Annotated in this window: 22 protein-coding genes; 7 read left to right on the top strand and 15 right to left on the bottom strand. The window is 68.7% G+C overall.

The window, feature by feature from the left end:
* Positions 1–3 precede the first annotated feature (3 nt).
* A complete protein-coding gene (locus AC0662_RS01900) occupies positions 4–1,320 on the top strand; it encodes a Gfo/Idh/MocA family protein (RefSeq protein WP_452195949.1) in 1,317 nt (438 codons plus the stop codon).
* Positions 1,321–1,454: 134 nt separating this feature from the next.
* On the opposite strand, the gene AC0662_RS01895 is transcribed toward AC0662_RS01900, so the two are convergent.
* Positions 1,455–2,240 (bottom strand): glucosamine-6-phosphate deaminase, encoded by a 786-nt coding sequence (locus tag AC0662_RS01895; protein WP_478297849.1) that lies wholly within the window; start codon positions 2,238–2,240, stop codon positions 1,455–1,457.
* A 143-nt stretch (positions 2,241–2,383) separates the two neighbouring features.
* Between AC0662_RS01895 and AC0662_RS01890 the strand changes: the two genes are divergently transcribed.
* Positions 2,384–3,553 carry an N-acetylglucosamine-6-phosphate deacetylase gene (locus AC0662_RS01890; protein ID WP_478297847.1) on the top strand — a complete coding sequence of 390 codons (1,170 nt, stop codon included), beginning with the start codon at positions 2,384–2,386 and terminating at the stop codon, positions 3,551–3,553.
* A gap of 73 nt (positions 3,554–3,626) precedes the next feature.
* Positions 3,627–4,940 (top strand): ABC transporter ATP-binding protein, encoded by a 1,314-nt coding sequence (locus tag AC0662_RS01885; RefSeq protein ID WP_478300174.1) that lies wholly within the window; start codon positions 3,627–3,629, stop codon positions 4,938–4,940.
* 151 nt (positions 4,941–5,091) lie between these two features.
* Here AC0662_RS01885 and AC0662_RS01880 read toward each other — a convergent pair whose 3' ends face one another.
* The 3 genes from AC0662_RS01880 to AC0662_RS01870 are packed head-to-tail and all read right to left on the bottom strand — an operon-like array spanning position 5,092 to position 9,032.
* Entirely contained in the window at positions 5,092–6,417 is a 1,326-nt protein-coding gene (locus AC0662_RS01880; protein WP_478297845.1) for an amidohydrolase family protein, read from the bottom strand.
* A gap of 10 nt (positions 6,418–6,427) precedes the next feature.
* Positions 6,428–7,588, bottom strand: coding sequence for a metal-dependent hydrolase family protein (locus AC0662_RS01875; RefSeq protein WP_478297843.1), 1,161 nt, complete (start codon positions 7,586–7,588; stop codon positions 6,428–6,430).
* Position 7,589: 1 nt separating this feature from the next.
* Positions 7,590–9,032, bottom strand: coding sequence for an MFS transporter (locus AC0662_RS01870; RefSeq protein WP_478297841.1), 1,443 nt, complete (start codon positions 9,030–9,032; stop codon positions 7,590–7,592).
* Between the two features lie 134 nt (positions 9,033–9,166).
* On the opposite strand from AC0662_RS01870, the gene AC0662_RS01865 reads away from it, so the two are divergent.
* Positions 9,167–10,027 (top strand): MurR/RpiR family transcriptional regulator, encoded by an 861-nt coding sequence (locus tag AC0662_RS01865; RefSeq protein ID WP_452195943.1) that lies wholly within the window; start codon positions 9,167–9,169, stop codon positions 10,025–10,027.
* Positions 10,028–10,033: 6 nt separating this feature from the next.
* On the opposite strand, the gene AC0662_RS01860 is transcribed toward AC0662_RS01865, so the two are convergent.
* The 4 genes from AC0662_RS01860 to AC0662_RS01845 all read right to left on the bottom strand — a co-directional run bounded on the left by AC0662_RS01860 (position 10,034) and on the right by AC0662_RS01845 (position 14,214).
* Positions 10,034–10,756, bottom strand: a complete 723-nt coding sequence (locus AC0662_RS01860; RefSeq protein ID WP_452195942.1) for an aspartate/glutamate racemase family protein — start codon at positions 10,754–10,756, stop codon at positions 10,034–10,036.
* Positions 10,757–10,838: 82 nt separating this feature from the next.
* Positions 10,839–11,837 (bottom strand): ornithine cyclodeaminase family protein, encoded by a 999-nt coding sequence (locus AC0662_RS01855; protein WP_478297838.1) that lies wholly within the window; start codon positions 11,835–11,837, stop codon positions 10,839–10,841.
* Positions 11,834–12,721 (bottom strand): ABC transporter substrate-binding protein, encoded by an 888-nt coding sequence (locus AC0662_RS01850; protein ID WP_478297836.1) that lies wholly within the window; start codon positions 12,719–12,721, stop codon positions 11,834–11,836. Before AC0662_RS01850 ends, AC0662_RS01855 begins: the two co-directional genes overlap by 4 nt.
* Positions 12,718–14,214 (bottom strand): MFS transporter, encoded by a 1,497-nt coding sequence (locus AC0662_RS01845; protein WP_478297834.1) that lies wholly within the window; start codon positions 14,212–14,214, stop codon positions 12,718–12,720. Before AC0662_RS01845 ends, AC0662_RS01850 begins: the two co-directional genes overlap by 4 nt.
* 103 nt (positions 14,215–14,317) lie before the next feature.
* Here AC0662_RS01845 and AC0662_RS01840 point away from each other — a divergent pair, with 103 nt between their 5' ends.
* A complete protein-coding gene (locus tag AC0662_RS01840; RefSeq protein ID WP_452195937.1) occupies positions 14,318–14,977 on the top strand; it encodes a FadR/GntR family transcriptional regulator in 660 nt (219 codons plus the stop codon).
* Positions 14,978–15,156: 179 nt separating this feature from the next.
* Here the strand turns inward: AC0662_RS01840 and AC0662_RS01835 are convergent, their stop codons facing one another.
* From AC0662_RS01835 to AC0662_RS01815, 5 genes are read right to left on the bottom strand one after another with little or no spacing between them, the layout of a single operon-like run.
* The gene (locus AC0662_RS01835) at positions 15,157–15,633 is read right to left on the bottom strand and encodes a hypothetical protein (RefSeq protein WP_478297832.1); all 477 of its coding nucleotides are present in this window, start codon (positions 15,631–15,633) and stop codon (positions 15,157–15,159) included.
* 22 nt (positions 15,634–15,655) lie between these two features.
* Positions 15,656–16,498, bottom strand: a complete 843-nt coding sequence (locus tag AC0662_RS01830; protein WP_452195936.1) for a carbohydrate ABC transporter permease — start codon at positions 16,496–16,498, stop codon at positions 15,656–15,658.
* A complete protein-coding gene (locus tag AC0662_RS01825; RefSeq protein ID WP_478297830.1) occupies positions 16,482–17,429 on the bottom strand; it encodes a carbohydrate ABC transporter permease in 948 nt (315 codons plus the stop codon). The genes AC0662_RS01830 and AC0662_RS01825 overlap by 17 nt, the downstream gene beginning before the upstream one ends.
* Positions 17,430–17,433: 4 nt before the next feature.
* Positions 17,434–18,432, bottom strand: coding sequence for an alpha-amylase family glycosyl hydrolase (locus AC0662_RS01820; protein WP_478297829.1), 999 nt, complete (start codon positions 18,430–18,432; stop codon positions 17,434–17,436).
* Between the two features lie 23 nt (positions 18,433–18,455).
* Entirely contained in the window at positions 18,456–19,001 is a 546-nt protein-coding gene (locus AC0662_RS01815; protein ID WP_478297827.1) for a hypothetical protein, read from the bottom strand.
* Positions 19,002–19,110: 109 nt separating this feature from the next.
* On the opposite strand from AC0662_RS01815, the gene AC0662_RS01810 reads away from it, so the two are divergent.
* On the top strand, positions 19,111–20,145 hold the full coding sequence (locus AC0662_RS01810; RefSeq protein ID WP_478297825.1) for a ferredoxin reductase domain-containing protein: 1,035 nt from the start codon (positions 19,111–19,113) through the stop codon (positions 20,143–20,145).
* Positions 20,146–20,191: 46 nt separating this feature from the next.
* On the opposite strand, the gene AC0662_RS01805 is transcribed toward AC0662_RS01810, so the two are convergent.
* Entirely contained in the window at positions 20,192–21,571 is a 1,380-nt protein-coding gene (locus AC0662_RS01805; RefSeq protein WP_478297823.1) for a protein kinase domain-containing protein, read from the bottom strand.
* A gap of 130 nt (positions 21,572–21,701) precedes the next feature.
* Here AC0662_RS01805 and AC0662_RS01800 point away from each other — a divergent pair, with 130 nt between their 5' ends.
* Positions 21,702–22,133: an SRPBCC family protein gene (locus tag AC0662_RS01800; protein WP_452195930.1), complete on the top strand. Its 432-nt coding sequence runs from the start codon at positions 21,702–21,704 to the stop codon at positions 22,131–22,133.
* Positions 22,134–22,177: 44 nt separating this feature from the next.
* On the opposite strand, the gene AC0662_RS01795 is transcribed toward AC0662_RS01800, so the two are convergent.
* Positions 22,178–25,618, bottom strand: a complete 3,441-nt coding sequence (locus AC0662_RS01795) for a sugar-binding protein (protein ID WP_478297821.1) — start codon at positions 25,616–25,618, stop codon at positions 22,178–22,180.
* Between the last annotated feature and the right edge of the window lie 85 nt (positions 25,619–25,703).

Raw genomic sequence — 25,703 nt, 5'->3', positions numbered from 1 at the left:
CCGATGTCCTCGATCCGCCGGTACGCCGTCTGCGGCCTGTCCGCCCGCGGTCTGGCCAGTTTCGTCCTGCCGATCCTCGGACTGACCGACCGAACCGCCGACGGCGGGTTCGGGTACGGCAGCGACGAGGACGACCTGTCCGGGTACGCCGAGGTGGTCGCGATCGTCGACACCGACGCGGACCGGGTCGCCGAGTTCAACCGGGCGCTGGAGCGACTCGGGCGCGCGCCGATCCCGTTCTACCCGCAGCCGGAGTACGACGAGATGCTCGCGCGCGTCGGCCCGGACGCGGTGATCGTCACCTCGCCGGACCACACGCACGCGGAGTACATCGTCGGCGCGTTGCGGCGCGACGTCGACGTGATCACCGAGAAGCCGATGGTCAGCACGGCCGCGGCCGCCCGCGAGGTGCTCGCCGCCGAGCGAGAGTCGGCCGGGACCGTCCAGGTCAGCCACAACTTCCGCTACCCGGCCGCGCACCGCGAGGTGAAGCGACTCATCCTGAGCGGCGCCGTCGGCCGGATCACCCGCGTCGTGATGGACTACCACGTCGACCTGCGGCACGGCGCGAGCTACTTCCTGCGCTGGAACCGGCAGCGCGCGCTGTCCGGCGGGCTGCAGGTGCACAAGTCGTCACACCACTTCGACCTGCTGAACTGGTGGATCGGCTCCGCCCCAGAGGAGATCTTCGGGTACGGCGCTCTGAACTACTACGGCCCCTCCAGCCCACACCGGAGCGAACGGCGTACGGACGACCCGTACTTCGTTGCACAACAGGGATCCGGCGTCTTCCCGACCGACGACGACACGGCCCGCGCCGGCCTCTTCGGGCTGCACTACCCGGGGCAGTATCCGGCGTCGCGGCCGCTGTATCTGTACGACGCGGAGATCGACATCGAGGACACGTACAGCGCGATCGCCCGCTACCCCGGCGGCGCGAACCTGACGTACTCGGTCGACTTCTCCAGCACCTGGGAGGGCTACCGGGTCAGCATTGGCGGCACCCACGGATCCATCGAACTCCGCCACGGCCGCACCGTCGACGGCACCGCACTGCCCGACTCCGACCAGATCACGGTCGCCGAGCTCTTCGGCCCGAGCCGCGTCATCGAGGTCGCCCCCGAGTCAGGCGGCCACGGCGGCGCGGACCCACTGATGCGCCACGACCTGTTCATCGGCCCGACCCCCGAGTCGACCGAACTCGGCCTGATGGCCACGAGCACCGAAGCGGCGTACGCCGTAGCCATGGGCGACGCCCTCACCCAATCCATCACCACCCACCACCCCATCAACCTCCCCACCCTCCTCAACCTCACCTAAGGCAGGACCTTCCTGGCCACCGCCCCACCGCCCGTCCGCGCGCGAGGGGTTAACCCTGCGGGTTAGGGGTTCTTCGCTCGTAGACCAGCGAAGAACCCCCAAGCCGAGGGGATAACCCTCGGCTTGGGGGGCGGTCAGGCGCTCGCGGGGAGGAGGTCGTGGGAGTCGCCGGCGGAGTCGGCGTCCAGGTAGAGCGTGGCGTTCGAGGTACGGCGGAGGATCGTGGACGGGCAGCTCGTGTCGATCGGGCGTGTGAGGGTGTTGCGTACGGCGGCCGCCTTGCGCTGCTCGGGTGCGACGACCTGCACCACGCGCGCGCTGAGCAGCGCGGGAACGGTCAGCGAGATCGCCGTCGGCGGGACCGCGTCCACGTCCGGGAAGTGGCCCTCGCCGACCTGCTGGTGCAGCGATTCCGGCGTGAGCGTGATCTGCCGGACCCAGCGCTGGTCGTCGAAGTCGGCCTGGCCGGGTTCGTTGAAGGCGAGGTGGCCGTTCTCGCCGATCCCCATGCAGGTCAGGTCGATCGGGGCCGCGCGCAGCAGTTCCTCGTACCGCCGGCATTCGGCCTCGACGTCCGCCGCCTCGCCGTCGATGTACTCGACCCGCGCCGGGCCGAACGGTTCCGCGATCCGCTCCCGGATCCAGCGCCGGAACGACGCCGGGTGGTTCGCGTCGATGCCGACGTACTCGTCCATGTGGAAGACGGTGACGTTCGCCCACGGGACGTCGTACCCGGCGAGGGCGGTGACGAAGGCGAGCTGCGAGTTTCCGGTGGCGATCACGACGCGCGCCGCGCCGCGCTCGGCGACCGCCTGGGTGAGCACCTGGGCGGTGCCGGCCGCGGCCGCGGCGGCCATGTCCGCGGTGGCGGCGAAGACTGCGAGCTGGAGATCGTCGATCTGGGTCCGGGTGTCGAGCACGGTGCACTCCTCGGGACGGATTTGGTGGTGTCGTTGACTACAAACGTTTGCAGCAAACTAGCATGTCTTGCCGCGAGTCCCAAGATGCAGTTGTGTTGTCCCGAACAACCCGAGGAGGCCCCTGTGCTGAGCGAGGTCCGGTCATGAGCGAGGTCCTGAGCAACATCGTGGAAGGCCGGACCGTCACCGGCCGCGGCGTGCGGGTGCGCTACTCCCCTGCCGGCATCGAGGAGATCACCGACCACCCGTCCGCTCCGGACCTGCTGCTGATCCCCGGCCTCGTCGACCTCCAGCTCAACGGGTACGCCGGTCTGGACGTCAACGACCCGACCCGCCCGGCCGAGGAGTTGTCCGCTCTCGTCCGGACCCTCTGGCAGCAGGGCGTCACCACGGTCTTCCCGACGATCATCTCGGCCGACGACGCCACCACCACGGCCCTCGTCACTCGCGCGGCCGCCGCCCGCGCCGCCGATCCCGCGGTCGCGTACGGCGCTCCGGGACTGCATCTCGAAGGCCCTTACATCTCGTCGGCCGAGGGGGCCCGCGGCGCCCACGACCCAGCCGTCATCCGGGATCCCGATCCCGCCGAGTTCGACCGTTGGCAGACCGCCGCCGACGGCGCGATCGCGATCATGACCATTGCCCCCGAACGCGCCGGCGCCATCGACTTCACGGCCCACCTGACAGCGCGCGGGGTGGTGGTGTCGGTCGGGCATTCGCTGGCGTCCGCCCATGACATCCACGCGTTCGCGGCGGCCGGTGGGCGGCTGTCCACTCACCTGGGCAACGGTCTGCCCGCGCAGATCGATCGGCACCACAACCCGATCTGGGCACAGCTGACCGAAGACAAGCTCACCGCCTTCCTCATCGCCGACGGACACCATCTGCCGGCGGACACCTTCGCCGCTCTCGTCCGCGCGAAGGGCGCCGCCCGCTGCGTCCTCACCAGCGACGCCGCCGCGCTCGCCGGATGCGCTCCGGGCGACTACCGAACCGCGGTCGGCGGCGCGGTCACCGTCTCCCCCGACGGCAGCCTCCGCCTGCACGGTACGCCGTACCTCGCGGGAAGCGGCGCCTCGCTCCTCGACTGCCTCCGCTGGTCCACCGGCCCGGGCGGTCTGCCGTTGGAGACCGCTGTCACGATGGCCACGACAACACCCGCCGACCTGCTCGGCCTGACCGATCGCGGCCGTCTGGAGGTCGGCGCCCGAGCCGACCTCGTGCAGCTGACCCGCACTCCGAACGGCGGCATCGGCGAGGTCGCGACCATCGTTGTCAACGGCACGGTCCGCCGTCCCGCGCAGGCGGCGTAACGGCGCGCTCATTGCTTGCGGCAACAGTCAAGTCGTCAACCTTGCCTGTTGCAAGGATGCTCACTTCTTGCCGGTGAACCGGATCTTCCCGTATAAGGCGTACATGACGGCGATCCGGCTCGACGCGGTGTCCAAGGTGTTCGAGGGTGAGCACCTGGCCGTGGACGAGCTGACGCTGGAGATCGGCGACGGCGAGTTCATGGTGCTGCTCGGGCCGTCCGGGTGCGGGAAGACCACGCTGCTGCGGATGATCGCCGGGCTGGAGCGGGTGACCGCGGGCGAGGTGTGGTTCGGCCGGACGAACGGGACCCGGCTGGCGCCGCGGGAGCGCGGGGTGGCGATGGTCTTCCAGACCGGCGCCCTGTACCCGAACCGGACCGTCCGGGAGAACATCATGTTCCCGCTGCAGATCGCGGGGCAGAACGACACCGCGGCGAGCTCGACGGCGCACGGCCTGGCGCAGATCCTGAGCATCTCCTCGGTGCTCGACCGGATGCCGCAGACGCTGTCCGGCGGGCAGCGGCAGCGGGTCGCGATCGGCCGCGCGCTGGTCCGGCGCCCGGAGGTGTTCCTGCTCGACGAACCGCTGTCGAACCTGGACGCGACGATGCGGACCGAACTCCGCCAGGAGATCGGCGCGATGACCCGGGACCTGAACGTGACCACGCTCTACGTCACCCATGACCAGGTCGAGGCGCTGACGCTGGCCGACCGGATCGCGGTGATGCGCGACGGCCGGATCGAGGACGTCGGGACGCCGGCCCAGGTCTACAACGATCCCGCGACCGCGTTCGTCGCCGGGTTCCTCGGGACGCCGCGGATCAATCTGCTGAACGCGACCGTCCGGGTGACTTCCCACCACCGGGTCGCCCTCGACTTCGGCGCGCAGTCGGTCGCCCTGTCGCCGACCGATCGCCGGTCCCTGATCCTGCGCCACCACGAGGGCGCCCAGGTGATCGTCGGGGCCCGCTCGAACGCGTTCCGGCTGATCACCGACGAGGACGTCCCGAACCCGCTGGCCGGGACGCTGCGCGCGTTCGAGTTCCACGGCCAGCAGTCGATCGCGTTCGTCGAGTGCGGGATCGAGGCCGTCGACCCCGACCGCGTCGGCCGCGCGCAACCCCTGCACGCCTTACCCGACCACGACGGTACGTCGCCCACTCACCCGTCCTCGCTGCTGACCAGACTCCGGTCCCGCATCGGTCTCGGCTCCCCGACCGAACCCCCGCTCGAACCACCGCCGACGCACCGCCGCGCCGACCTGGTCATCGAGGTCCCCCAAGACGCCGACCTACGCCGCGGCACCCGCATCCACCTCGCCCTGGACACCTCCCGCATCCACCTCTTCGACCGCACCGGCCACCGAGTAGACCGCGTCACCCGCTAACCCGCGCTCGCTCACCCGCCGACCGCGCCGCTCCCGTGCCGGCTGACCGCGGACCTGCAGCACTCATCAACCGCCCAGATCGGTCCGCCCGACCGCCGGCTGAGCGTGCGCAGCAGACGATCCGCGAGGTTGGTGAGTGGTGGCGGTCCGGTCAGTTGACGACGGCGCCGCCGGCGATCACCAGGTGGAGGTGTTCGAGGGCGCCGGGGTCGTCGAGTGGGTTGCCGTCAACAGCGATCAGGTCGGCCGCGTACCCGCGGACCAACCGGCCGACGGAGCCCTCGAGCCCGAGCAGTCGCGCCGCGCTCGTCGTCGCCGCGCGGATCGCATCGAGCGCACTCAGACCCGCCTCGTGCAGCAACCGGACCTCGCCACCGATTGGGTCGACGTCGAGCCCGAACGAGTCCGTGCCGGCCACCACGGTGACACCCAGTTCGGCGGCCCGGCGTACCCCAGCTTGAAGAACGGGGAAGTACTGCTCGCCGCGCTGCTTCAGGATCGGGTTCGACGAGTCCCGCATGCCGCCGATCGCGGACATCGTGGGCGTGAAATGCGTCCCCTGCCGCGCCATCCGCGTCAGCGTCCGCTCGCCGACGAACACGCCGTGCTCAAGGGTCTTGATCCCGGCCCGGACGGCGTCGTCGATCGCCTGTTCGCTGTAGCTGTGGCACATCACCCCGACCCCGCGCTTGCGCGCCTCGGTGACGATCGCCCGGATCTGTTCGTAGTCGTACACCTGTGTGAGCGGATCCTGCTCAGGTACGCCGGCCCGCTCGTTGACCCGCGTCTTCACCCAGTCGACGCCGCGCTCGAGATTGACCGACGTCAGGTACCGCAGTTCCTCCGGAGTACGAACGCCACCGGCCAGCGGAGCCAGCGCGGGGTCGCCGAGGATCGTGTTGCCGAGATCCGGTGTGACGAACGTGCCGGAAGCCTTCATCCGCGGTACGACGCCCGGCGCCCACGGTCCTAATGCGCGCAGACCGATGTCCTGGTAGAAGTCCGAAGTACCGCTGCGGACTGTCGTCGCGCCACGGGCCAGGGCCGCGCGGGCGTCGGCGACCGCATTCTCGTGCACGTGGACGTCGATCAGCCCGGGCAGCACCCAGCGGCCCTCGACGTCGATCACCCGCGCCCGGCCGTTGACCTCGGCAACCGCCGCCCGGGTCTGCGAACGGTTGCCGACCGCCACCACCTTCCCGCGGTCCAGCACCACGACGGCGTCCTCGACAACCCGCCCGGTGAGCGGATCGAGCACGATCCCGTTCTCGACCACGACCGCCTGCGGAACCGGCGGCTCCCCCAACGGCCGCGACGTCCCCGCTGCAACCGCGTGCAGACCCACCGCCTCAGCCTCGGAGGCCGGCAGACCAACAGCGGCGAGTCCGGCGCCGGCGAGCGCCATCGCCCCGCCGATCACACCGCGCCGGCTGATCGAGCTCGGCAGCGGTTCGACCTCGTCATGATCACGGCACATCGGGAGTCTCCTAGTCCAGGGTGTCCTTCACGATCCGGCCGCCCTGCATGATGAGGCGCAGCCGCCGGTCCGGATCGGTCAGTACGGCGATGTCTTCCAGCGGATTCCCGTCCACCACGAGCAGGTCGGCCCACGCACCGTCCCGGATCTCTCCCACTTCACCGACCAGTCCAGCGATCTCCGCGCCGACGACGGTCGCGGACCGAACGATGTCGGCAGGTTTCTGTACTTCGGCCCGCAACGTGAACTCGTCGAGCTGGTGCGCGTGCAGTTCCCCGTGCAGGTCGGTTCCGTACCCGATCGCGACGCCGGCGCGATCGGCAAGCTCCAGCGCCTGCAACCCGAGCTCGAGGATGTTGTCGAGCTTGCCTTTGCCCTCGGCGGTCAGGTGCTCGGCTCCACTGCGCCGCAGCGCGTCGAACGTCGCCAGCGTCGGCACCAGGAACGCGTCGAGCTCCAGGAACAGGTCGACACTCTCCTGGTCGATCAGGTTCCCGTGCTCGATCGTCCGTACGCCGTAGCGCAGCGCCCGGTTCACCGAGGCGGCGGAGTACGCGTGCCCGGCGACGTACCCGTGGCCGAACCCGGCCTCCTCGACCGCGACCCGGATCTCTTCCTCCGAGAAGGCCAGCGCGTCGAGCGCCATCGACGACACGACACCGCCGCTGAGCGTGAGCTTGATGTGGTGCGCGCCCTGCGCCATCTGCTCGCGGATCGCCCGCCGGAGCTCGGTCGGACCGTCGCAGATCCGGGTGAGCACGTGCCCGCCGGTCGGCGCCAGGATCGGACCGCCGTACAACAGCCGCGGTCCCTCGATGAGCCCTTCGCGGAGCGCCCGGGCGAGCCCGGCCTCGGCGCCGCCCAGGTCCCGCACGGTGGTGAACCCGCGCAGCAGCATGTCCTTCAGTACGTGCGTGGATCGGACGGTCGCGTACGACGCCGGCCAGGACGTCATCTCGGCGAAGCTCGCGCTGGCCTGGGTCACGTGCACATGCGAGTCGATCAGCCCGGGCATCAGCGTCCGCCCGCGAACATCGATCACCCGCCCGGTCCTTTGTACGCCGGTCCCGACCTCGGCGATCCGTCCGTTGCGTACGGCAACCTCTTGATCCTCGACGAGAACACCCTCAAGAACATCGAGGACGGCCGCATTCACAAAGACTGTGTCCATGTCAGTTCGCCGCCGCCGCACCGCGTTCCGGAAGCACCGCCGCGCTCGGGTGTGCAACCGATTGCTCCGGGTCCAGCTCCTCGAGCCTGCGTCCGCGGGTCGACAGTCCCAGCGTGAGGATGGCGACCGCACCGAGCAGCAGCGCCGCGGCGATCATCGAGAACACCCCGAGGAAGCCGATCGAGGTGAACAGGACGCCGATCAGGATCGGTGCGCTGATCCCGCCGAGCCGACCGACCGCGGACGCGGTCCCCATCCCGGTGGCGCGGATCGCGGTCGGGTACACCTCGGGCGTGTAGGCGTACAGACCGGCGTACGTGCCGTTCATGAAGAACGAGAGCAGGATGCCGCAGGCGAGCAGCTGGCCGTTGTTCGAGGCGTTCGCGAGCAGGAACGCCGAGATCGCGCCGGCGGTCAGGTACGACGCGATCGTCCACTTCCGGTCGAGCCGCTCGTTGAGATACGCGCCCGAGTAGTACCCCGGGATCTGCGCCAGCGTGATCAGCAGCGCGTACGTGAGGCTCTTGGAGATGGTCAGGTCCCGCTCGACGAGCAGCGACGGGATCCAGGTGAAGAAGCCGAAGAACGCGAACGTGATCGAGATCCACAGCAACCACAACACCGCCGTACGACGAGCCAGGCCGTTCTGCCACATCAGCACCAGGCCCGCCCCGGGCTTCGGACTGCGCGGCACCGACACCGTGGTCTCGACCGACGGCGCGGACACCGGCGGCACGTCCTTCCCGGCAGCGCGGACGGCGTCCTCCAAGGCGTCAACGACCACGCCTGCTTCGGCGTACCGGCCCTGCTGGATCAGCCAGCGTGGCGACTCGGGCAGACTGCGGCGCCACCACAGCAGCATCAGTACCGGCAGCGCGGTCACGACCTGCGCGATCCGCCACCCGTGGTCGAAGGTCGGAACGAACAGCCGGCCGAGCAGCGCGGACGCGACGTACCCGGCGGAGAAGAACCCGGCCACGGCACCGACCAGCAGACCGCGCGAGCGGGCCGGGATGAACTCGGCGATGAACGCGGGGATGATCGCGGCCTCGGCGCCGACGCCGATACCGGCCACGATGCGAGCGCTGAAGAAGATCTCCCAGGAGGGCGCGAACGCCGCGATGAGCGTGGCGACGCAGTACAGCGCGAGCGCGTACATCATCACCTTGCGGCGGCCGATCGCGTCGCCGACGATGCCGGCACTCAGCGCGCCGATCAGGATGCCGATCAACAGTGAACTGCCGATCAGGCCGATCTGCCACGGCGCCAGGTGCCACAGCGGTTTGACGGCCGGCAGCAGGTACGAGACCAGTGAGCCGTCCATACCGTCGAACGCGATCCCGAGACCGCCCATCAACAGCAGGACGAAGTGCGGGCGGGACAGTGGGAGCCGTTCGAGACGATCCAGCAGAGTCCGGCCGGCAGCAGGGATTTCCACGGTCATCGGAGCCTCCTTCTTCCATGCTCAGGCAAAGCTCGGCTTGCCAGGGAGGGGATGGATGACTCAGGACAGTAGATGCATGAAATCGTGCATGCAAGGGATGGTGCATTATTTCTTGCATCCGGCACAATGGGGTGATGACTGACCAGGTCCACACGGTGGCGGAATGGCTCGACGCCCAGGCTGGCGGTACCCGCCTCGGGCCGAAGGCCGAACGGGTCCGCCATGTCGTGGCCACCCAACCGAGCTTCTCGTCGTACGCGACCGCCGCCGAGGTCGCCGAGCGCGCCGAGGTGAACGGCGCGACGGTGGTCCGCTTCGCCCAGTCCCTCGGGTACGCGGGCTGGCCGCAGTTCCAGGCGGAGTTCCGTTCGGTGTACGTCGTTCGGCGGTACGACGTCGACGCCGACGCACCCACGACCGGGCACGCCGGCGTCCTGGCGACCGCGTTCGCCCGGGACACCGAGAACCTGCAGTCCTGCCTGCACTCCTTCGACTTCGAGGCAGGCGCCGCGGTCGTAGAGGCGATCCACGCGGCGCCCCGGACGCTCGTGGTCGCGACCGGGACGCACGCGCTCCCCGCGCAAGGCCTGACGATGATGGCGGCCAGCCGCGGGTACGACATCAGCCTCGAGGACCGCGGCGGCCCGCACCTGACCAACGCGCTGGCCCGGCTGACGAGCGACGACTGTGTGGTCGCGTTCAGCTTCTGGCAGCACTACAAGCAGACCGTGGCCGCGCTGCGGTTCGCCCAGCAGGTCGGCGCCACCACCTGCGCCGTCACCGACACGCGGCACTCCCCCGCGGCCGATCATGCCGACCACGTGCTGATCATCCCGGCCGAAGGCATCTCCAACTTCCGGTCGATGACCGTCGCGACCAGCCTCGCCTACGGGCTGGCCGCGGCATTGATCGCGATCGAGCCACAGCGCAGCCGGACCGCGATCTCGCACGTCGACACGCTCTGGCAGGACATGGACTTCTTCGTCCCCGACTGAGCGGGATCATCGACCCAGCGGCCAGCCGGTGACGCGTTTCGGGCGCGGAGCGGCGTACGTCCGGATCTTGCTGGTGGACAGACCGAGCCGCACCAGCGACTCCGCGAGCACGACGGCCGCGGCGACGCCGTCCACCACCGGTACGCCGGTCGCCTCGGCAACCTTGCGGTCGAGTCCCGCCATTCCCCCGCAGCCCAAGCAGATCACCTCGGCGCGGTCCTCGGTGACCGCTTTGACTGCTTGCTCGACGATCGCATCGACGGCGCGCTCCGGATCCTCCTCCAGTTCGAGTACGGCGAGCCCGCTCGCGCGCACGGACGCGCAACGGTCCGCCAACCCGGCCAGCAGCAGCCGGTCCTCGATCTGCGGCACCGCACGATCCAGCGTTGTCACGACCGAGTAGCTCCGGCCGATCAGCATCGCGACCTGCGCCGCCGCCTCGGTAATGTCCACGACCGGTACGTCGAGCAACTCCTGCAGGCCTTCGCGCCCGTGTTCGCCGTACCCGGCCTGGATCACAGCGTCGTACGGCCCGTCGTACCGAACGACCGCGTCCATCACCCCCACCGCGGCCAGGTAGCTCTCGAAGTTTCCCTCGACCGACTCGGCCCCGAAGTCCGGGGTCAGCCCGATCACCTCGGTCTCCTCGGACGCGAACGCGGCGGCCTGGGTACGGATCGTCTCGGTCATCGAAGTCATGGTGTTGACGTTCGCGATCAGGATGCGCATCGGTTGTCACTCCTTCGTCAGGGTGTGACCCGCCGGCTCGATCCCGGCGAGCGGCGGGTCACACGTCTTCTGGGGGCGGTTCTCAATTGAGCCGGAGCTCCACGCCGAGTCCGGTACGCCGGGCCGCGTCGACCGCGAGCCGCGCGGCCGCCATGTCCTGCAGCCCGAGCCCGACCGAGTCGAACAGCGTGATCTCCTCCTCGGTACGCCGGCCCGGCCGGACGCCAGCCACCACGTCACCGAGCTCGGTGACGAAGTGCTCCGCCGTGATCACGCCCTCGGCGAGCGGGACGAGGACGTCGCCCGACTCCCGCCGTACGACGTCGTAGCTGTCGACCACGACATGACTGCGGGCGATGCCGGCGCTGTCGATCTCGCGGTAGTCCGGCCGCGGCGGGGCGCCGACCGCGTTGACGTGCAGGCCGGGCCGGAACCACTCCCCCCGTACCACGGGCTCGCGCGACGGGGTCAGCGTGCAGAGCACGTCGGCCGCGCGCACCACCTCTTCGGGGCCCGAGGCAACGAAAACCTCGGCGACCCGTTCCCGTGCGTACGCCGCGAACGCCTCGACCCGTTCCTTCGTCCGGCTCCAGACGACGACGCGGTCGATCGTCAGGACACAGGTCAACGCGTCCAGGTGTGCCCGCGCCTGCGCGCCCGCGCCGACCAGCCCGAGTGTCCGGGACCCGCCGCGCGCCAGGTGCCGCGTCGCGACCGCGGACGCCGCGGCGGTCCGGAACAGCGTCAGCGCGGGCCCGTCCAGGATCGCCTCGCAGGACCCGGTCTCGGGATCCACGAGCAGCACGGTCGACTGCTGCACCGGGAGCGACCGGGCCGCGTTCGCGGGCGTGTCGGTGAGGAGCTTGATGCCCGCGACGGACTGCGACTCGATCGCGGCGGTCATCGGCACGAGGAGCGTCGTACCGCCGGGGACCTCGACGGTCGAGCGCTCGGCCTGCGCGGCGCCGCCGGTACTCAACGCCGCGTGCGCCTGCTCGACGGCCTCGATCACGGCCGGCATCTCGAGCGTCTTCGCGATCTCCGCCCGACTCAGTGCGAGGATCGGTCGGCCCACGCTCATGCCTCCACCGTCGCGACCAGGTCGTCGTACGCCGGTGCCTCGTCGAGCAATCCGTCCTCGGCGAGGATCCGCATCCACTCGCCGTACCCTTCCTCGCTGATCCGCAGGTCCTCCCAGATCCCGCTGGCGCGCAGATCGTCGACCACACCAATGAGTACACCGGTGTCCAGCGACGGCCACTCGCGGGCGAGCAGGTCGGACAACTCGGCAGCCTCATGCGCCTTCAGCCAGTCGTACGACCGTTGCAGCGCGCGGTAGAATCGCTCGACGAGCTTGTCCTCGCGCGCCAGTACGGCGTCGGTTGTGTAGTACACGCTGTTCGGCATCAGCCCGCCGGCCCGATCGTGGCGGACGGCAACGAACGCCTCGTTGCGGTGCTCCAGGAACGCGGCGTTCACCAGGTCGGTGACGAGCGCGTCCCCCATCCCGCCGAGGAACAGTTCGGTGAGCATCGACCCGGACAGGTCGCGCACCCAGCGGACCTTCGACATGTCGACACCGGCCTGACGCATCAACCCAGCCGTGTGCACGTACGGCGCGGTTCCGCCGGCCCCCGGCGCGACGACGATCTTGCCCTCGAGATCCTTCCAGCCGAAGTCGGCGACCTTCTCCCGGGTCACCAGCGCCTTCGGGTTCCGCGTGTTCAGCTGCGCGAAGGCGCGGTACTCACGGCCGCGACCGTGGTACATCGCCGGCACCCAGAGTCCACCGAGTACGACGTCGGCGGTGCCGTCCTCGAGGTCGCGCAGTACCTGCGTCCAGTCGTCGGGCGCCGACCGCGAGAACTCGAGGCCCTCGTCCTCGTAGTACCCGAGCTCGCGGGCGACGTACTCCGGGAGGTAGTTCGGCCAGTGCGACGTGGCGCTGACATGCAGACGGGTCATGATGAGACTCCTTGCATCGTGTCGGAGTTGATGTCCTCGAGCGAGCGGCCGTGCGTCTCCGGCGCGAACCGGCTCGCGACCGCCATCACGGAGTACATGACGGCGATCAGGACGAACACCGCGACCACACCGGCGTGGTCGAGCAGCAGTCCGGCGCCGATCGGGACGAACGCCCCGGCGACATTGCCCTGGACCGCCACCATCGCGGTGCCGAACGCGCGAACCCGGGTCGGGTAGAGCTCCGGGGCCCACGCGAAGATCGTGCTGTTCAGCAGGAGCACGAAGAACTGGAAGGTTGCGCCGAGGATCAGGACCAGCGCGGGCGTGGTCGCCAGGAAGCCGAACGCGAGAGCGCCGAGACACGCGGCACCGGCGCCGACGGTGATCACCAGGCGGCGCGGAAGCTTCAGCGCCGCCCAGGTCGCCGCGGCGGCACCGAACAGGCTGCCCAGGTTCATCACCATCGTGAACGTGAGGCTCTTGGTGATCGTGTACCCCTGCTCGACGAGGATTGTCGGCATCAGCACCAGCACCGTCACCTGCGCCCCGAACGTCATCCACGAGACCACCGCGAGAGCCGCCGTACGGCGGAGCAGAACGCCGCGGAACACCTCCGACAACCGCACCTTCTCGACCTTCGGGGCGACACCCACGGTCTCGATGTACGGCGTGATCGGGCCGTCGGTGTCCTTCAACCGACCCGAGGCCAGGCGGGTCAGTACGCCGTTCGCTTCGTCGATGCGGCCGCGGGAGGCCAGGAAGCGCGGTGTCTCGGGGAGGAAGCGCCGGTACACGAGCACCAGCAGCGCGGGCAGGACGAGGAGGCCGAACATCCACCGCCAGCTGTTGTCCGGGCCGCCGAAGAAGTTCCCCAGTGGGCCGAGGACGACGGCCGCGAACCCGAACGACACCACGTTGCCGAAGCCGCCGGCGCCGATGTTCAGCGAAGCGACGACCGCACCGCGGTACTTGGTCGAGACCAGTTCGCTGAGGATCGTCATACCGGCGGCGATCTCACCGCCGAGGCCGATCCCGACGATGAACCGGCCGAGCGCCAGCACCGCGTAGCTCGGGGCGAGCGCGCAGATCAGCGCGCCCAGGCAGTAGATGGCCAGGTTGAACCCGAGCGCGAACCGCCGGCCCTTGTGATCGCCGAGCGCGCCGGTGACCACCTTGCCGATGATCATCGCGCCGATCGTCACGGTCTGCAGGAACGCGAGCTCCGGGGTGGAGATGTTCCAGACCGACTTCAGCGCCGGGCCGACGGCGCCGAGCGAGTTCTCCTCCATCACGTCGAAGAACGCGCCGAGCAGGACCATCAGCAGGATCAGCCGGTGGGCGCGGTTGAACGGGATCGCGTCGAGGACCCGGCCGACCACTGACCCTGGATCTGCGGGCGGCAGTTCGGTGAACGTTGGTTCGGCGAGCGGTGGTTCGTCGGCGGGGCGAACCGGACGGGCGGCAAGCTGGTGCGGGGATTCTGAGCTGTGCATCGGACCGACCTCCTTGGCGAGGTGTTCGTCGGAGCCGAGCCGGGATCTCGGTGTTGCCTGGTGATAGGATTACCAGTCATCTGACGTTTAAGGAAGCGATGCGATGAAGAAAGTCGAGCGGGTTTCTCTGGTCGAGTCCGTCGGATCCCAGCTCCGCGATGAGATCACCGAGGGTCGGTGGGCAGTCGGTGAGCGCATTCCGTCGGAGACCGAACTGGTCGCGCAACTCGGCGTCAGCCGGGCGTCCGTGCGCGAGGCCGTCCGTGGTCTGGTCCAGGCGGGGCTGGTGGCCACGCGGCAGGGCGACGGCACGTACGTCACCGCGCGGGACGCCACCGATGTCGCGATCCGTCGGCGGCTGGTGACCGCCGACCACAACCACGTCGTCGAGGTACGGCGCGGTCTCGACATCGTCGCGGCCGGCCTGGCCGCGTCCCGGCGTACCAAGTCCGACATCAAGGCGCTGAACGCGGCACTCCAGGACCGCGCCACGGCCGGCACCGCGGGCGACGAGGCGGCGTTCGTCGCGAACGACGTCGAGTTCCACCTGTGCGTCGCGCGCGCCTCACACAACCCGGTCCTGATCGAGCTCTACACCAGCTTCGCCCGAGCCCTCACCGAGAGCGTCCGCGACGACCAATGCCTCCAGGTCTTCACCAGCGGCGGCGACAACTGGCACGAAGCCCTAGCCGCCGCCATCGAAGCCGCCGACCCCACCGCAGCCGCCGCCGCAACCCTCTCCCTCCTCGACAGCACCACCTGAAGGCGGACCTCCAGCACTCACTAACCTCGCCGAGCCGCGCCCGCCGACCGTCGGCTGAGCGTGGGGAGACCGGGATCGATCGACTTGGTGAGTGCCAGAGATCCGGCCCCGCGCCGGCTCAGCCCGTGTCAGGTTGCTGGAGAGGCACCAGCACCGTCGCGAGTGGTTGGGCGTCAGGTTCAGTACAGGCCGTCGTGGCCGGCTGATTCGCGGGTGGGGGCTGTGGTGACAGGGGTGATGGTGATGTCGTAGTCCTCGGTGGGCTCCCACACGACCGCGTCGTAGTGCGTGGTGCGACCTCGGGCCAGGACGCGGATCAGGTGCGGGCCCGGAACCGACGGGGTGTAGACGACGTACGCCGGGCTCGTTCCGTCGAGCGGCGCGAGGTAGAGCTCGCCCTCCACCGGCATCACCAGCTGCTCGCCGACTTCCCATCCCTCGACGGCAGCTGTCAGATCCGTCAGCGGCTCGGCGGCGATTCGAACGCTCACGTTGACCGGGCCGTTCGCACACCCCGTACGGACGATGACGGCGGACGGCACCTGCGGATCGAGTGCCAGCACCGGCCCCGCCGTCGCCGGAGCGAGCACCGGAAAGGTGTCGAACGGAACCAGCAGGAACTGGTGGTAGTACACCTCGACCTGGTAGTCCGCCATCACCCGAATCTACCCGCGACAGTCAGCCTTTGAGGCCGGTGGTGGCTACTCCTTCTACTATGCGTTTTTGGAAGATCAGGAAGATGACGACGACGGGGATCAGGGCGATCACGGACATTGCGAACATCGGGCCCCAGAGGGAGTTGCCGCCCATGTTGTCTTGGAAGCCGCTGAGGGCGACCGGGACGGTTTGGGTGGCGGGGTCGGTGAGGTAGATCAGCTGGCCGAAGAAGTCGTCGTAGGTCCAGACGAAGGTGAGGATCGCGGTCGTCACCATCGCGGGCCGGAGTAACGGCAGGATGATGTGCCAGTAGATGCGCGCGGGTCCGCAGCCGTCGATCACCGCGGCCTCGTCGAGTTCGCGCGGCAGGCCGCGGATGAACTGGACCATCAAGAAGATGAAGAACGCGTCCACCGCGAGGAACTTCGGCACCGTCAACGGCAGGAACGTGTTCACCCACCCGGCCCGGAAGAACAGGTAGTACTGCGGGATCAGCAGCACCTGGTGCGGCAGCATGATCGTCCCGAGCATCACCGCCATCGCCGCACCACGGAACCGGAACCGCAACCGGGCGAACGCGTACGCCGCCATCGAGCAGGACAGCACGTTGCCCACGACGCACACCACCGCGACGCCGAACGAGTTCACGATCGCGGCGCCGAACGAGTTCCCCGCTCCGGCCCAGCCGGTCGCGTAGTTCGACAGGTCCCAGGACCGCGGGATCAGCGAGCTGGTGGTGAAGATGTCCCCGGCCGGCTTCACCGAGCTGCTCAGCATCCAGGCGACTGGGTAGAGCATCACCACCACGCCCACCAGCAGCACGATGTGGCGGACCGCGGTGAACCGTTTAGTGCTCGTCGTCATAGAAGACCCAATACCGTGAGAAGAGGAAGTTGACCGCGGTGATCCCGGCGATGCCGACGAGGAAGACCCAGGCGATCGCGGAGGCGTAGCCCATCTTGAATTCGACGAACGCCGCCTTGTACAGGTACAGGCTGTAGACCAGCGTCGACTCGGCCGGACCGCCTTGCCCGTCGCCGACGACGTACGCCTGCGAGAAGGTCTGGAACGCGCCGATCACCTGCATCACGAGGTTGAAGAACAGGATCGGTGTCAGCAGCGGCAGCGTGACCCGGAAGAACCGGCTGACGGTCCCGGCACCGTCGACGCTCGCCGCTTCGAGCAGCGTCCGCGGGATCTGCTGCAGACCGGCGAGGAAGATCAGCATCGGCGTACCGAATTGCCAGGCGGCGAGTGCGACCAGCGTGTAGATCGAGTAGTCCGGGTTCGACACCCAGCTCGGGGCGTCGATCCCGAAGACGGCGAGGAACTTGACGACGCCGTCGCCGGTGAACAGCTGCCGCCACATGATCGCCACCGCGACGCTTGCCCCGAGCAACGACGGCAGGTAGAACACCGCCCGGTAGAAGGACAGACCGCGGAGCTTGGTGTTCAGCACCATCGCGACCAGCAGCGCGATCGCGAGTTTCAGCGGCACCGACAGCCCGACGTACACGAGGGTGACCTTGATCGACTGCAGGTACGTCGGGTCGTCGGTGAGCAGCTCGGAGTAGTTCTGACCGCCCACCCAGTGCGGGCTGCCGAGCAGGCCGAAGTCGGTGAACGAGAAGTACAGCGAGGCCGCCATCGGGCCGAGGGTCAGCAGCACCAGCCCGAGCAGCCACGGGGTGAGGAACAGCCCACCCCAGCGGCCGTCTGTGGTACGGCGCCGCGCAGGTGGTGCCGGGCGAGCCGGCACCACGGTGTCCGGCTCGCGGGTCACAACGGTGGACATCGGGTCAGCCCTTCAGCGCCTTGGTCGCGTCCGCGATCAGGCCCTTGCCGTACGTCCAGGCCAGCATGAAGGCATTGGCCGGCGCGTACCGCCCGTTGTCCCGGTACGTCAGGACCCCACTGCCGCGCTGGGTGTCGTGATTGTCGGTGAAGACGACCGCATCGTCAGAGGGCAGGGGTTCCGCGAACGTCTTCAGGTACGCAAGCCGTTCGGTGTTGAAGATCTTCGCCAGGTCCTTCCCGTACCGGAACTCGAGGACGTCGCCGTTGCCGACGTACTCGTCGGGGGTGATCGGTTCGCCGGCGCCGTAGATGACCTCCTGGTACAGGTACGCCGGACGCGCGAGCCGGGCTTTGATCGCCGCGATGTCCGCGGCCGGCATGTGCTTGGACGCGTCCAGGCGGAACCCGTCGACACCGACCGACAGCAGGTCGTTCAGGTACGCCGCGATGCGCCCGCGCACGTAGTCGGTCTCGGTCGCCAGGTCCGCGAGATCGACGAGCTCGCAGTTCTGCACCTCGTACCGGTCGTTGTAGTTGACGATGTCGTCGTTCCCGTTGCGGCCGCAGTGGTGGAAGTCCTGGACCTGGTAGGTGCCCGGGTAGTCGTAATGGCTGTACGCCGAGCCCGCGCTCCCGGTACCGGACCCTCCCGTCATGTGGTTGATCACTGCGTCGGCGTAGACCTTCACGCCGGCCGCGTGGCAACTGTTGACCATCGCAACGAAGTCGGCCCGGGAGCCGCGGCGGGTCTGGTCCAGCTTGTAACTGACCGGTTGGTAGTCCTGCCACCACGGATACCCCGCCCCCGGAAGCACCACATGCTCCTGCGGCGGTGAGACCTGCACCGCCCCGTACCCCTTCGGCCCCAGCACCTCCCCACATTCCCGCCCCACCGACTTCCAGTTCCACTCGAACAACTGGACAACCACGTCCCGCTCCCCCGAAGGCACCGCAACAGCCGGCTGAACCGCGAAACCGAGCAGCGACAGCGCCCCCACCATGGCTAGTACCTTGCGGACGCAGTTCACTCGTCGTCCTTCGTAGCGCGACCCAGTACCTGGTCAGCCAGCTGGTAGTTGTGCCCGAACCACTGCATCGTCTTCCCTGCTCCCATCAAGCGTCCGGCAAGCTCCTGTGCCGCCGTCCCCAGCGACGCACTCGCCAGATACTCCGCAAGCTCCGGAGCCCACCCGTACACCCGAACCTGATCGTCCCCCGCGTCGCGGTAGTCCGACGGATCGAAGTCCAGCTCCTGGTACGCCGCCTCCGCCGCGGCCGCCGAGCCGTGCTCCCGCACCAGGTGATCCAAGCTCACCACCACGAAGGCCTCCGGGATGTCCTCGCCGACATCGCCCACGACCAGGACTTCCATGCTTTTCATGGTGATCGCCGCCAGCCGTTCCTTGCGCGTTCCCGGCAGACAGGACAAGGACCAGTACTCCTTCTCGGAAGTCTGGGCGTCTCGGACCGCGGCGTCGAGGTACGCGCGGCTCAGTGCCACCACGTGTTCAAAACCGGTGTGTTCGCGGAGGCGAGCGAACTTCTTGCGCTTCGCGGGATCGGCTCGCATGGACTGCTCGTCCCTGGCCCTGGGCTGTGGCATGACCTCGCCTCTCGATGGACTACCTGGCGCCGAAGATCGCTATCTCCCATTCCCGGCGTCGCGCCTGGTGATGCGGGTGCCGAAGTCCTGGCCCTTGCGACTCCGCTGGGCGCTGGCGAAGGGCTACCACCTGGGCGGCCTGCACATCGGCGGCGCGATCTGCGGCACCGTCTGGTTCCTCGGGCTCACCGTCCTGGCGATCGGCAAGACCGGCGTGGCACTCCTCTTGGTGTACGTCGTGCAGGCACTACTGCTCCTCGCGATCGTGATGACCTCTCGCCCGAGCGCGCGAACCACACGCCACGACCGCTTCGAGCGGGTGCACCGCTTCGGCGGCTGGTCGCTCTCGGCGTTGTTCTGGATCGGCGCGATCCTGCTCGCCGACGAGCGCCGCAGTACCGAAAGCTTGCCCGCGGCACTCGCGGGTACGCCGGCCGTCTGGGTGCTCGCGCTGACCACGGTCAGCTCGATGCTGCCCTGGATGCTGCTCCGCCGGATCCCGGTCCGGATCATCCGCCCGTCGTCGCACGTCGCGCTGGTACGGACCGGTCGCGGCACACCGATGGCCGGCTCGTCCCGATCGATCTCTCGGCATCCGCTGCGGCAATGGCACAGCTTCGCCGTCATCCCCACGCCCGGTACGGCGGGATTCCGGATGGCGGTGTCCCGCGCCGGCGACTGGACCGGCGACTTCATCGACAACCCGCCGACCCACATCTGGGTCCGCGGCGTCGCGACCGCCGGCATGGCCAACTACGGCATGGTCTTCCGGCACGTGGTGTACGTCGTGACCGGCAGCGGCATCGGTCCGGTCCTCGCGCACATCCTGGCCTCCCGGATCCCGCACAAACTGGTCTGGGTCACCCGCGACCCGGTGAAGACCTACGGCCAGGAACTCGTCGACGAGATCCACGCCGCCCAACCCGACGCGCTGATCTGGGACACCGACGCCCACGGCAAACCCGACATGGTGAAGCTGGCCTACTCGGCGTACGCCGCCGCCGGCGCGGAGGCGGTGATCTGCGTGTCCAACCGCAAACTCACCTGGTCCGTGGTCCACGGCCTGGAACGCCTGGGAATCCCGGCCCTCGGCCCGATCTGGGACTCCTGAATTCCCCAGGTCTACGGCGTCGGCGTGGAGGCGGAGTGTTGGAGGTCTACGGCGTCGGGGTGGCCGACGGGGGCGGGGTGTTGGAGCTCGTCGGAGTCGACGACGGCTTCGGGCTCGACGACGTCGGAGTGGACGACGGCGTGGCCGAGGACGACGTCTTGGTCGGAGTGGGGGTCGGCGTCGGCGTGCTCGACGGGGTGGTCGACGGCGTCGCTGACGTGGTCGTCGGGCTGCTCGGGGTCGGCGAACTCGGGGTGGTGCTCGGCGTCGTCGGCGTGTTCGAGGACGTGGTCGACGTACGTCGGGCCGCCTCGCTCACCTCGCCGCCCTTGGTCGGTGCGGTCGTCGGCGGCGTGGACGGCGTACCGGCACTGGAGCTGGGCGTGGGGCCGACGTCGACGGTCGGAGGCAGGTTGTTCCCGGTGTTGTGCAGTACGACGCCTGTGGTGATAGCGCCGGCCAGCACGAGTACCGCGATGGCGGCGACCATCAGCGGCTTGCGGGATTTCGCGGAGTTCGCGGATTTCGCGGAGTTCGCGAGAAGCGGCGCGGTCGGCTCGACGGCCGGCGTACCGATGGCAGGGGTTTTCGGCGGCGCGCCGGCCAGTGCGGCGGTGGGAAACCATTCCGCCGCAGCGGGCAGTGCGGTGAGCTGTGCGGCCGTCGGCCGGTCTGCCGGATCCTTGGCGAGCATCCGCATCAGCACGCCCTCGAACGGACCCGCCAACTCGGCACGCAACTCGCTCGGACGCACCGGGTCGGTGTCGACGTGCTGATAGAGCACCGCGGTCGGGTGGTCGCCCATGAACGGCGGACGTCCGGTGACGAGCTGGTACAGCACACAACCCAGCGCGTAGACGTCGGACTCGGGGCCGGCCCGCAGACCTCGGGCTCGCTCCGGCGACAGGTAGTGCGGGCTGCCCATGATTTGGCCGGTGGCCGTCAGCTCGTTCGTTTCCGAGCCGGCGATGTGCGCGATCCCGAAGTCGGCGACCTTGATGATGCCGTCCGCCGAGACGAGCAGGTTGCTGGGCTTGATGTCGCGATGGACGACGTTCTGCGCGTGCGCCGCCTCGAGCCCGGCCGCCGCCTGCTCGACGATGGCGACCGAACGCTCCCACGACAGCGGACCGTCAGCGGCCAGCTCGCCGGCGACCGAACGCCCCTCGACGAGTTCCATCACGAGGTAGAAGTTGTCGTCGTACTGCCCGAAGTCGTACACCGCCACGATGTGCGGATCGCTGAGCCGGGCGGCGGCCCGCGCCTCGCGCTGGAACCGCCCCGTGGCCGAGGCGTCGTCGTTCGACCGCAGCATCAGTTTCAGCGCGACCTCACGACCGAGCGCCTCGTCCGTGGCACGGAAGACCTCTCCCATCCCGCCACGTCCGAGGGACGCGCCCAACCGGTACCGCTCCGCAATCAGCATCCGTTCCCCGTACCCACGCAGTTCTGTCGGCAATCCACACGTTTGGATGGCAAACGACCAGGCTACCCAGTGCACAAGGCGTCACCTGATCCGCACCAACCGTGACGACACCGAGCCGGAGGTTTCGACGATGGAACGCATCACCGAATCAGTTGACGTAGAGGTACCGATCGCCCGGGCGTACGGCCAGTGGAACGACATCGCGTCGTTCCCGCAGTACATGGACAGCGTGGACGACGTCCAGGAGTTCGACGGGATCCACTCGCACTGGGTGACCTCGGTCGGCGGGTTCGTCCGGGAGTTCGACGCGACGCTGGTCGAGCAGCAGCCGGGACAGCGGATCGCGTGGACCTGCGACCCGGGGCCGATGATCGGCGGCTCGGTCACCTTCGAACCGCTCGCCAACGGCGACACCACGATCACCATCGAGCTGCAGCTCGACGCCCAGGGGCTGGTGGAGAACTTCGCCGAGAAGACCGGCATCCTGCACCGGATGGTCGTCGCCGACCTCTACCGCTTCAAAGCGACGATCGAGGCCCCGGAGCCGCCTCCGGAGGCCTGACCCAACTGGCGGCGGGGGCGCCCGCCGCCAGCTGGGAGGTCTGGCTACATGGTGTGCCGCAAGGTCAGCGTCACCCGCTTGGTACCGGCGGGCAGACGAACGGTGCCAGCCGACTGGTTCACGGTGGCGCCCTTGACCGAGACGTTGGCGATGTTGTCCCTGAGCGCCGGCAGCTCGATGCTGAAGCCCGCGACGTCGGAGACGGCGCCGGTCAGCTCGATCACCACGCTCTTGCCCGCGGTCGTCAACGTGTAGCCGATGCGACCGCCGTTGGCGACCGGGTACCGGTCGAGCGCGACCTTCTGGTGGGTACGGATCCACTCGTTCGGGATCCCGCGCCCGATGATCACGGTGCGGTCCGAGCGCTCCGCAATCAGCGAGTCGAACAGCACCTTGGTCGCGGTCGACTGACCCCACATGTGCTGGTTCGAGCCACCGCCGCCGCGCGCGTGGTCGATGTTCCACGGCGAGGTCGTACTCGGGTAGTCGATGCCCTCCCACCAGCCGAACGGTCCGCTCTGCGACTTGTCGATCATGAACTGGTACGCCTTGATGCCCAGGTCGCGGTACTGCTCACCACGCAGCGCGGAGCTGCCGTACCCAGCGTTGTAGGCGCTCGAGAAGTACCCGTGCGGATAGCCACCGAAGTTGTAGATGGTGTCCGAGATGTCCTTACGGCGGTCGAACCCGTGCGTGTACGTGTCGTCGATCTTGTCGATCATCGTCCCGGTCTGCTCGGCCCCGAACAGGTACCCGTCCCAGGCCCAGCGTCCGAACAGGAACATCGAGGCCCAGTTCGCGTCCCGCGGGTCCTTCCGCGGCCCGGTCTCGTTCGGCTCGACCATCGAGATCGGGATGTAGTCGAGTCCGTACTGCTGCATCGTCTGGTCGATGCGAGCGGTCGCGACGCGCAGCAGATCGTCGTACTCCGCCTGCGCCCAGGCCGCCTCCGCGGTCTCGCCGAGGGCCGTGGCGATGTAGCGGTAGGTGGTCAGACCAGTGAGCGCGGACCAGTTGTCGATCGTCCAGTAGCCGTGCGAGTCGATCGCGTCGGTCTGTTTGATGATCCCCGTGCCGCCGTCGATCCGGTCGGTCTCGATGGTGTGGGTGTTCTTCTTGATCGTCTCGAACCGGCTGCGCAGGAAGTCCTTGTCGCCGGTGCGCTGCAGGTACAGGGCGTACGGCCAGCTGTACTTCCACTTCGCGTCGTCGTACTGCAGCTGGGCCGGCAGCGTGGACAGGTAGTCCTTGGCGTAGGTGAAGTCGCCGATCGTGAGCAGGGTCGACACGATGCCGATCGTGTCGTGGTCGAACATCTCGTCGTACCCGTTCTCACCGACGTGCAACTGCTTCTCGCCGTTGATGTCGTCGCGGATGATCAGCGTGTAGATGTACCCCGCCTTGTACGCATTGATCAGCCGCTTGTCGGGCAGGTCGGTGATGTTCGCGATCGCTGACAGCCGCGTGTTCCAGTACTGCTTCATGTGGGCGTAGTGCTTGTCGAAACCACCCAGCTGCTGCAGCTGAGTCGCCGACGGCCAGTCGTACGTGCCGTCGAAGCGGTCGGCGGCGACCGCATAGTCGCGCACCACGGTCCGGCCGGGATCGACCGTCGTGACGGTGCCGTTGGTCAACGGTGTCAGCAGGTTCGAGACCTTCGGCAGCCGAGCCACCGCGGAGGTCGTGTTCGTGACCGTCATCCGCGAGTACGCGACCTCGAACCGGTTGCCGCCGACAACCACCAGGTCGGCGAAGTTCTCGACCTTGATCGCCAGCCCGTCCTTGGCGTACTCACTGATGAACGCCGGCAGATACCCCTCGGCATTCGACCACTTGATCTTCCCCGGAATGTTCGGTACGCCGAAGTCGACCATCACATCGCCCCGGCTGCGCAACCGGTAACTACCGTCGATGAACGCGATCGGCGCATTCAGATCGCCCTCCCAACCGAAGGAGGACGTCAGCCCGGGATTCGTCACATTGGTGTACTCCGCGTGCGCCGCCGAGGACACCGCTTCGTCGTACGCCGCCTTCAGCAACTGATACGCCAGCCGCAGCCCGTCACGCTGTGCCGAGCCGTCCGCGAGCGTCGCCTTGGCCGCCGCGATCTCGCTGTCCAACTGCTTCTGCGCGGACTCGATCGCGCCGCCCACATCCGCTGCGCTCGCTTGCGGCAGCAGATCCTGGATGAGGCGGCGGTACCCATCCGCCGACGTACCTGCTTGTGTCACACCCGCGAGCGTAACGTTGCCGGAGGCATTCGTCTTGCGGAGCAGCTGGGCGCTGACCCGGGCAGAGTCACCGGCGCCGAGCGTGAGCTCGAAGAGCCTGGTGACCGAGGCGTCGGTGCTGACCAGATCCGTGCTCACGAACGTCGGGGTGGTCGCGCCGTTGAGGTAGACCGAGACGTTCGCGGTCGCGCGCCAGGCTCCGGAGACGAACCGCACCGTCTGGCCGTCCGCCGCAGCCGGGACCGACAGGTCGTAGCCGTACGGGTCGGTCAGGTCGGCGTTCTGGCTCGCTCCGTCGGCGAAGAAGATCCCGCCGTGGCGCGTGCCCGGCTGGGATGCGGTCGGGGTGCCATTCGTCCACGAATAGCTCACCGGGTTGTCGTTCTGCGCGCCGATCGTGCCTCCGGCCTGGCGGTTCGCGACCGCGAGCCGGGGCGTCGAGTCGGGCACACCCGCGCGCCGGTTCACCGTCGCGCCGTCGAGGTGCAGCCAGTCGTCCGGTCCATCGGTCGTGAGGTTCATCGACACCGGCGGAGCGGTCGCGGCCAGGCTGGCATCGGTCGCCGGCTTGATCTGCGACAGTGCGGCGGCAGCCAACGAGAGGTTGCCGGCCGCCTGGAGTTTCGACGCGAACTTGGCCGTGACCACGACGCCTTCGCCCGGGCGGATGGTGACTGTGTAGCGCTTCACCGCCGCCGTACCGCTGGCGGTGAGCTTTGCGGAGTACGCCGTACCGCTGCCGTCGGTTGCTGCGACGGTCAGTGAGCCGGTGGCCTGCCAGATCCCACCCACGAACACCAGGCGTCGTGGCGAGTCCGACGGCGCGACCGTGATCCGGTAGCCGGCGTCGTGGGCCGTCGTGTCGCCCACGGTCGTGGTGTCGTAGTTGAAGACACCACCCGTAGTGACGCCCTTGGCCGACGGGGTGGAAGTTCCGTCCGACCAGTCGAACGACACTGGGCTGTCATTCAGCTCGGTTCGCCCACCAGCGGGGTTGAGGTCGTCGACGGTGATCGCCGGTGTCGCGGCCTTCCGTTCGACGCCCGATCCGGTGACGTGCACCCAGTCGAGGTCGCCGTACGTGGTCAGGTCCATGGCGCCGGCGACCGTGCGGCCGCTCGGGAGGTTCTCGGTGTTCACCACGAACGGGTCGGCCGGCGGAGCTGCCGCCGGGGCTGGCGACGCGGAGATCACCGCGGTCGTCACGAGTGCCCCGGCGGCGATCGCCGCGAGCAGTCTGGGTCCGGCTCTCATCTGATGTCCCTTCAGGCGGGTTGGCACAGTGAACGCACGCCGAAACCCCGCAAAACACAGGCTCGGGCGCGCGTCAGGAAAAGTC

The sequence above is a fragment of the Kribbella sp. NPDC043289 genome (assembly GCF_056436705.1).
The sequence above is the reverse complement of the archived record's forward strand: the minus strand, read 5'-3'. Positions and strand labels throughout refer to the sequence as shown.

Bases quoted from the DNA above. Each gene is read 5' to 3' on its own strand.
- AC0662_RS01900 (WP_452195949.1), top strand. From the start codon at position 4: ATGTCCTCGATCCGCCGGTACGCCGTCTGCGGCCTGTCCGCCCGCGGT.
- AC0662_RS01890 (WP_478297847.1), top strand. From the start codon at position 2,384: ATGAGCGAGGTCCTGAGCAACATCGTGGAAGGCCGGACCGTCACCGGC.
- AC0662_RS01880 (WP_478297845.1), bottom strand. From the start codon at position 6,417: ATGTGCCGTGATCATGACGAGGTCGAACCGCTGCCGAGCTCGATCAGC.
- AC0662_RS01875 (WP_478297843.1), bottom strand. From the start codon at position 7,588: ATGGACACAGTCTTTGTGAATGCGGCCGTCCTCGATGTTCTTGAGGGT.
- AC0662_RS01870 (WP_478297841.1), bottom strand. From the start codon at position 9,032: ATGACCGTGGAAATCCCTGCTGCCGGCCGGACTCTGCTGGATCGTCTC.
- AC0662_RS01865 (WP_452195943.1), top strand. From the start codon at position 9,167: ATGACTGACCAGGTCCACACGGTGGCGGAATGGCTCGACGCCCAGGCT.
- AC0662_RS01860 (WP_452195942.1), bottom strand. From the start codon at position 10,756: ATGCGCATCCTGATCGCGAACGTCAACACCATGACTTCGATGACCGAG.
- AC0662_RS01855 (WP_478297838.1), bottom strand. From the start codon at position 11,837: ATGAGCGTGGGCCGACCGATCCTCGCACTGAGTCGGGCGGAGATCGCG.
- AC0662_RS01850 (WP_478297836.1), bottom strand. From the start codon at position 12,721: ATGACCCGTCTGCATGTCAGCGCCACGTCGCACTGGCCGAACTACCTC.
- AC0662_RS01845 (WP_478297834.1), bottom strand. From the start codon at position 14,214: ATGCACAGCTCAGAATCCCCGCACCAGCTTGCCGCCCGTCCGGTTCGC.
- AC0662_RS01840 (WP_452195937.1), top strand. From the start codon at position 14,318: ATGAAGAAAGTCGAGCGGGTTTCTCTGGTCGAGTCCGTCGGATCCCAG.
- AC0662_RS01835 (WP_478297832.1), bottom strand. From the start codon at position 15,633: ATGGCGGACTACCAGGTCGAGGTGTACTACCACCAGTTCCTGCTGGTT.
- AC0662_RS01830 (WP_452195936.1), bottom strand. From the start codon at position 16,498: ATGACGACGAGCACTAAACGGTTCACCGCGGTCCGCCACATCGTGCTG.
- AC0662_RS01825 (WP_478297830.1), bottom strand. From the start codon at position 17,429: ATGTCCACCGTTGTGACCCGCGAGCCGGACACCGTGGTGCCGGCTCGC.
- AC0662_RS01820 (WP_478297829.1), bottom strand. From the start codon at position 18,432: ATGGTGGGGGCGCTGTCGCTGCTCGGTTTCGCGGTTCAGCCGGCTGTT.
- AC0662_RS01815 (WP_478297827.1), bottom strand. From the start codon at position 19,001: ATGCGAGCCGATCCCGCGAAGCGCAAGAAGTTCGCTCGCCTCCGCGAA.
- AC0662_RS01805 (WP_478297823.1), bottom strand. From the start codon at position 21,571: ATGCTGATTGCGGAGCGGTACCGGTTGGGCGCGTCCCTCGGACGTGGC.
- AC0662_RS01800 (WP_452195930.1), top strand. From the start codon at position 21,702: ATGGAACGCATCACCGAATCAGTTGACGTAGAGGTACCGATCGCCCGG.
- AC0662_RS01795 (WP_478297821.1), bottom strand. From the start codon at position 25,618: ATGAGAGCCGGACCCAGACTGCTCGCGGCGATCGCCGCCGGGGCACTC.